The organism is Saccharopolyspora sp. MMCC62, from assembly GCF_057736575.1.
Genome location: NZ_JBYKCM010000001.1, coordinates 916,293 through 922,848, shown reverse-complemented (window position 1 = coordinate 922,848; position 6,556 = coordinate 916,293). Strand labels below are relative to the sequence as shown.

The following is a 6,556-nucleotide window of genomic DNA, read 5'->3' as shown; positions in this document are numbered from 1 at the left end:
CCCCCCCCCCCCCCCCCCCCCCCCCCCCCCCCCCCCCCCCCCCCCCCCCCCCCCCCCCCCCCCCCACACCTTCGAGCGCTTCGTCCCACAACTCGCGCGTGCATATGGCGGGGTCGGCGCGGTACTTGTGCAGGTGCACGCTCAACGGGATGGGCATGCTGAGCTCGGAGTGCAGCGGGCCGAATCCGCCGTCCTCTTCGAAGACGTCGAGGAATTCCGGTGTTCTGGTCACCGGCACGCCGAGTTCAGCGACCCAGCGGGCGGCGAGCGCTCCGCGCAGCACGGTGCCGGGGATGTGGTCGTAGGTGTCCTGCACGAAGTCCGTGCGGAGCCGTTTGCCCGCGGCGACCGGTTCGGTGAGGGTGACGGTGATCCGGGCGGTGTCAGTCATTCTTTCAGCTCCAGGAACGTGCGCACGAGCTGTTCATCCGGTTCGTGCGTGCAGCGGATGCCGACCCAGCCGAGTCCGCGGCGCCGCCAGGCCCCGAGCGAGCGGGTCGCTTGTGCGGCGACGATGAGCACCGCGCGGTGCAGGTCGCGGCGATCAGGGTCGACGTGGCGGAAGCGGCTGATGTGGAACTCGGCCTGTTCGGCGCGTGTCTGCTCGGCGAACACGAGCATGTCCTGCTGCGCCGACCCGGTGGTGGCGTCGATGCGCACGCGCGCGGCGGGCTTCGCCTCCTGCCAGCCGTCGATGGGGCGTGCCGGGCTCCACCGCCACGGGCACGGCGCCGCATCTGAACCGAACACCTCGTCGATCACCGGGTTCCTGTCACCGAGCAGGGTGGTGGCAGTGGCGCGCATGACGCCGGCGAGGCTGGTCGCGGGCAGCCGGTCGGTGTCGTCGATGGTGTCGTGCGCGCCGCGGCCTCCTTCGCCGCGGGCGACTCGGAACGGGGAGTGGAACGTGATCGTGAAATCAAGCCGGTTCATGCCACCACCAGCGGACGATGCCGAGCGCGTCGGCGAGACGGATCGGGTCGTCGAACGGGGCGAGCACTTCGGTGCAGCCGATGCGGGCGGCGTGCGCGGCCAGTTCCGCGGAACCTCGCCGTGCGCCCGGAGCAGTTCGGCCAGCCGGTGCCGAGCCGATTTGGACATGGCGGCCAGCTTGCGCAACGCGTCCTGGTGGGCGGTGAACGCGTCGTGCTCCAGCGCAGGGCGCGTACCGGTCCCGACGCCGTCCTACGTGGTGTCCTGCCAGGCCAGTGAGGCGGCGTCACCGCAGGTGTGCACTTTCGCGCGGCGCAGCAAGGTTTTCGCGAGCTCGTTGAGCTGGAACAGCGGGACTTGGTAGTGGTGGAAGACGACCCCGACCGACAGGGTGGGCAGCCAGTCGGCGTCGTCGTTGTCCGTGGCGGTGCCGATGCGTCGGGTGAACCCGTCGAGCAAGGTGTCCACGAACCGCCAAGCCCGGCTCGGAGGGAGGCTCACCAGCACGTCGTCGCCGCCGACCAGGTGCGGCACGTGCCTTGACTGCTCACCTGAACGTTCACCAAAGGAGACCCGAAGCAGTCGCTTTTTGAGACGATGGGCAGATGCGCGAACAGATCTACCTTTCGGAGCGAAAGCTTCAGCAGTTTCTACCCGGACGTCCTCGACCTTGGGGTAGGGGCGCTGACGTGGAGGGGGAGCTCAAGATCCCCGGACTGGGCGGGCTGAAAATCGGGAAACCAGGTCAAGATAGGCCAGTAAGGCACACACCTGATCTTGACGCGGTGATCTCGGCTTTGGACAGCTCAGACCGCGCTGCCAAATGGTTTACAGACAGCACGGTTACTGCCGGGCAGTGGGTCCACTTTGAGGCGCCGCTCAGCTATGGAACGGTGCCGCTTGGCCAGGATGACCCCCCGGTGGTGTTCGTTGATCGAGCCACTGCGACTGACGAATACCCAACGGGGGGAGCAATCCAATTGCTGCTTCATGGATCGAGTCAGCATCTTCGTCCACGATTCGAGACAGCGCCTCCGAGGCAAGATATACAGCTGTGGGGGTCCGATCTTGTGTCGTTCATGTACTGGTGGAAACACTACTACTATGATGACGATTCCGACCTCAAAGCACCGTTTGGCCAAAAAGAAGAGCCGATGGATATGCCATTGATAGCCGACTGCATGGTGCGTTTCGTCCGTAGTCACCTATGGCCCGTGTTCACTGCCGCCTGGATGGCAGGTTACGCACGTGTCAGTGCGGTACTGCCCTGCGAACCGGGGCATAGGATAGTGCTTGCTACTCCGCTTTATGTTGATTTTGTTTCTCCCCCTGGAGAAACCGACTTCTGACGGGGCCTATTTGCAGGCGGGCTACATGGTGCGTGACAACGGCCAGATCTCCACGGACAGGAGACTGTCGCCGACGTCATCGCCGCGGTAGGCCACGCCGAATTCGGGGTTGTCGGTGCGGATGACCTGGACGTTGAGGAAGACCTCGATGGAGCCGGTGAACGGCCCGTAGCGCAGCGGCGGCACGCCGTAGACCTGCCGAGTGTCGGCATCCGCGGTACCGGTCTCGCCGCCATCCCAGTTCACGGCGGGACCGTTGTGGGGGTCGTGGACCTTGATTTGGACGTCGACTGCGGTGTTCGGGGACTGGCGCGCGACGACGCGGCCGGTGGGGTAGATCGTGTAGGGCACACCGGGGTCGGGGATGGTCACGCTGCATACCTCGCGCAGCGTTCCGCCTCCGCGCAGCCATAGCCAGTCGCCGGAGCCGGGGGTGGCGGTGTAGGTCATGGCGTTGTGGGTGCCGTGCCATCCGTGGGTCAGGCGGTCGTCGCCTCCGCCGTGCCAGACCTGCGCGGCGAAGCCGGAGTCTGCGACCCAACGCTGTTCACCGAGGTAAGCACCGGCCTGGCGGAACGCGGTGGAGTCCGGGCGGGCGTTTTCGCCATAAAGGACTCGGACACCGCCGCGGGTAGCGAGGCCGGGGCCGCGTAAGTCGGTGATGTGTTCCTGGGTGAGGTGGGTCGTGTCGGCCGGGACGCGGACCTTGGCCAGCGGAATCCAGCCGACGCCGTCCGGCTCCGGAACGGCCGGAGTCGTCGGGGACGGGTCTCCGGTCCACACCTCGATGCAGAAGTGGCGTCGCTCGTGGGTGGGGCACAGTGAATCGCTGAGGTCGTCGTAAACCCGTGCGACGACGAGGTCCACGCGCGACATGTAGCGGCTCGCTGGCTCCAGGCGCAGGCGTGCGGTGGTGTCGAGCGTGCAGACATACGGGCCGTCTTCGGTCGCGATCACGCAACTACCGCGCTCCACGGTGAGGCTCATCGCCTGGGCGGCCTGCACTCGTAAAGCGGTGTGGCAGGAACCGTCGAAGCCTTCGGAATCTCCCGAGAGCAGGACGCCAGCCCGCACTTCGATGGACTGGCGTGGTGCAGGGGCCAGCAAGGCGGACAAAGCCATGCGCGCATCGCGCAGGCCGATCCGCCCTTCGACGGCCCACGGATCGATGTCCGAAGTCACGTACATGCCGATGGTGGACATGGAAAAACTCCCTGAGAGTGCGGAGAATCGAGTTAGAACCAGGCGGCTCGCCAAGCCGCTTCGACACGGCCTTCAGCGCCAGGCGGGCCGTCGTGGGACAGCCGCACGCAGAGCTGGCCGGGCTCGGCGTCGTAGGACGCAGCGGGGATGACGAAATCGCCGAACTGCGCGGGGAAGATCTGCGCCCTGACGTAGGTTTCGTCGTCGAGCCGGGCGGTGGGCACCGCAGGGTCGAGCACGAGGGTCTGCCCCTCGTGCAGCGTGGCGTCGTAAGCCAGCGTTGCCGTGCGGTTGCCGTTGGTGACGGTCAATCGGGGACGGTGCAGCGGTCCGTGCAGCGTGTAGAGCGGCGCGGTGGGGGCGGTTCCCCGGTTGGTCAGCACCATTGCGCCGGAGCTGTGGCCCTCCCCAAAGGCAAGTCCGCGAGTTCGGTCAAAGCTCAGCCCTTCGCCGAAACGCAGACCGTCCCGGCCTTGAGAGGGCAGCCCGGTGTCCGTGCGATACCAGGACAGCGAGTACTTGCGCGGGTCGAGTGCGACCAGTTGCAGGGACCATTCGAAACCGGGCGTCGCGGTTTCGGTTGGCTTGGTCAAGATCTGGTCGTCGAGGTACACAGCGCAGGTCAGCGCGCCGATTTCCGAGTAACAGGTCAGTTTCATCGGAGTCAACGGGTCACTGAGCAAACCGGTCAGCGTGGCTGAGGCGCGGCGGAGCGCCGAGTAATCGGGTGCGAAAGCCTGGCCCTCCAACGTGATCGTCCGCTCGGTCTTCCAACCAGGCGTGCGGAACGCGCCATGTGCACCAAGCTGCGGGTTCAACGCCGCGGTGGTCGCAGGTGAGGCCCAAAACCCTTCTTCGGAAGTGAGAATCCAGTGCACTCCGTGGCGATCTGTCTGTTCCGGGTCGAACGTCAGGGGGCCGAGGCTCCAGATCGGTGAGCCTTCCAAAGACACGTCCTCCTTCCGACGTATGCGGGTTTCAGCACTCCTGCAACACTCAGGGCGGTACCTTCACTGTGATACTTGATGCACAGAGCTAGCCCGGACCCGAGGACTTATGATTACGAGTAATTTCGACGGAGAGGCAAGCTTCGCGATGCAGGTCGGGTTCGCGGAGAAATTGCAGTGCACTACTGTTAATAATAATTACGGGACGGCAGGTGGTGATCCGGAAAATATCCGGTCCCTTCCGGTCTCATTCTTGGAACATGAAGCCAAGGCTAGTGCAATGGAAGAAGTTGGTAGGCTGGCCGAGGCTGAGGCGGAGTATCGAGCATTGGCTCAGCGGCGTTCCCGACTACTTGGCCCTGGCGATTGCGAGACGTTGCAAACGCGGCATAATGTCGCAGCGATACTATTCGAACAAGGCCGTTACCTTGACGCCGAGATCGAGCTTCGCGAGATTTCGATAATTCAGCATCGCACACTCGGAGGACGAAGTCCTGAAATTCTGGGGACGCGCCATCAAATCGCTCGGGCGCTCCACTGTCAGGGACTTTATTATGAGTCCGCGGCAGAGTATTGGCAGGTTGCGATGGGAAGGATAACGCGCCTCGGAATTGGCCATCCGGACGCTTTTGAATCCCACAGGAATGCAATTACCCTGTGGGAGGAAGCGGGCTACTTGAGTCGCGCCGAGGCAGAGTGCGAGATTCTGCTTACGTGGCAAAGGTCACTGCTAGGGGAGAGCCACAGATATGCTCTGTGGGTCCTTGAGCGACAAGGATTGCTTCTGTATCGCAAGAATAAGCTAGATGAAGCCGAGAAGAAACTAAGTAGACTAACTGAACTTTTGAAGGAAAAGCACTATGGAACTCCGAGGTTAATGGATAACCTTCATTTTTTGTTGGAGGTATTGAAGGAGAAGCAAAGTTGGTCGGACTTCATTATAAGGGCACACGAACTGCTCTTGATCCAACAAGAATACTTGACGGAAGGCAACGAGCGCAGGGAGCGCACAGTATCCTTAATTAACGAAGCGAGGACCACTGTCGGGAATCTCCTAAAGTCGAGACCGTATCCGCAGTTGCCGATTGATCACGGCAGCGATGTGGTCCGGGCTCGCGTCGGTGCGGGCGTTGACTGTGATCTGCGGTGACCACACCTGTTGTCTGGATACTGCCACCTCGGCTTTGTCTCGCGGCAGGACTCGGCGTGGTGGTGCGGTGTTGCTGTAGGCGGCGGTGCTGCTCGCGAGTCCACCAGAGGCCATACCGATCGGCTGTCGCTGGTCGGGCAGCAGACCGAATCCCATGCGACGGGCTGTTTCGGCCAAGATCGCCTGAGATCGTGCGGAGTCGTTGACGGGGATGTACGCCTCGTCGCCGTACATCCGGTCGCCGACCACGCGCCAGGTTTGCGGGGATACGACTTGGGCGACCGGCCGCATGGGCTTGAGTCCGGCAATACCGCCCCTGGCGAAGGGTTGTACGAGTCGGCCGGCCGCGTTGCCTAGGGGCAGTGGTGGCGCGTTGGGGTCCTTCGGCGGTGGTTGGACGGCGTCGACGATCTGGCGGGTGTAGATGGTGAACCAGTGGGACTCGGGAAGCCCTTGGATCGAGGCCCGCAGCTGGTTGATGCGAGCGGTGGCTTCGTCGGCTCCGTTGACGCCGAGGAACACGCGTTTCTCGCCGGGTAGTACGAGCACGGCGCGGCCGAAGTTATCGGTTTCCATCCGTGCGCCGATGGCCCCGAGCGCGGAGGCGTCGAGGTTGGCGAGGTACTGCCGCAGTGCGATCGGTGCTGCGGTCCCGGCCTGTACGACCAGGTTCGCCAACGTCTGGTTGAACGCCCCGGTGGCGAGCCGGTCGCGGTCGTTGGCGGCAGCTCCTTGGTGTTGGGCCGCCGCCTTGTCACGAGCAGCCTGCGCCGCACGCAGCATCGACTGCTCCAACTGCTGATCGGCGGCGGTGGCCTGCGTGCTCCCGGCTCCGTACTGCGCGGCGGCGGCTGCCGCCTGCTGTTGAGCCTGGGTGACCCCGGTGAGGGCTTGGCGTAGCGCGAGGTCCTTGTCCAGTGCCGAAATGGCCTGCAACTGCTGCTCGACCATCCGGTCTGTATGGCTCTTGGTCG

Annotated in this window: 7 protein-coding genes and 1 pseudogene; 2 read left to right on the top strand and 6 right to left on the bottom strand. The window is 64.1% G+C overall.

Annotated elements, in window-relative coordinates:
• The 3 genes and pseudogenes from AC29IT_RS04145 to AC29IT_RS04135 all read right to left on the bottom strand — a co-directional run.
• Positions 1–391 (bottom strand): annotated as a pseudogene (locus AC29IT_RS04145) (hypothetical protein); the annotation flags it as partial.
• Entirely contained in the window at positions 388–933 is a 546-nt protein-coding gene (locus AC29IT_RS04140) for an RAMP superfamily CRISPR-associated protein (protein WP_488217896.1), read from the bottom strand. The gene AC29IT_RS04140 and the pseudogene AC29IT_RS04145, both read right to left, overlap by 4 nt.
• A gap of 252 nt (positions 934–1,185) precedes the next feature.
• The gene (locus tag AC29IT_RS04135; RefSeq protein WP_488217895.1) at positions 1,186–1,467 is read right to left on the bottom strand and encodes a Cas10/Cmr2 second palm domain-containing protein; all 282 of its coding nucleotides are present in this window, start codon (positions 1,465–1,467) and stop codon (positions 1,186–1,188) included.
• A gap of 71 nt (positions 1,468–1,538) precedes the next feature.
• Between AC29IT_RS04135 and AC29IT_RS04130 the strand changes: the two genes are divergently transcribed.
• On the top strand, positions 1,539–2,282 hold the full coding sequence (locus AC29IT_RS04130) for an SAVMC3_10250 family protein (RefSeq protein ID WP_488217894.1): 744 nt from the start codon (positions 1,539–1,541) through the stop codon (positions 2,280–2,282).
• A gap of 21 nt (positions 2,283–2,303) precedes the next feature.
• Here the strand turns inward: AC29IT_RS04130 and AC29IT_RS04125 are convergent, their stop codons facing one another.
• Both AC29IT_RS04125 and AC29IT_RS04120 read right to left on the bottom strand, forming a co-directional pair.
• Positions 2,304–3,485, bottom strand: coding sequence for a hypothetical protein (locus AC29IT_RS04125; RefSeq protein WP_488217893.1), 1,182 nt, complete (start codon positions 3,483–3,485; stop codon positions 2,304–2,306).
• A 32-nt stretch (positions 3,486–3,517) separates the two neighbouring features.
• Positions 3,518–4,438, bottom strand: coding sequence for a phage tail family protein (locus AC29IT_RS04120; protein WP_488217892.1), 921 nt, complete (start codon positions 4,436–4,438; stop codon positions 3,518–3,520).
• A gap of 103 nt (positions 4,439–4,541) precedes the next feature.
• Here AC29IT_RS04120 and AC29IT_RS04115 point away from each other — a divergent pair, with 103 nt between their 5' ends.
• On the top strand, positions 4,542–5,582 hold the full coding sequence (locus tag AC29IT_RS04115; protein WP_488217891.1) for a tetratricopeptide repeat protein: 1,041 nt from the start codon (positions 4,542–4,544) through the stop codon (positions 5,580–5,582).
• Here the strand turns inward: AC29IT_RS04115 and AC29IT_RS04110 are convergent.
• Positions 5,487–6,533, bottom strand: coding sequence for a hypothetical protein (locus AC29IT_RS04110; RefSeq protein ID WP_488217890.1), 1,047 nt, complete (start codon positions 6,531–6,533; stop codon positions 5,487–5,489). The genes AC29IT_RS04115 and AC29IT_RS04110 overlap by 96 nt on opposite strands.
• Between the last annotated feature and the right edge of the window lie 23 nt (positions 6,534–6,556).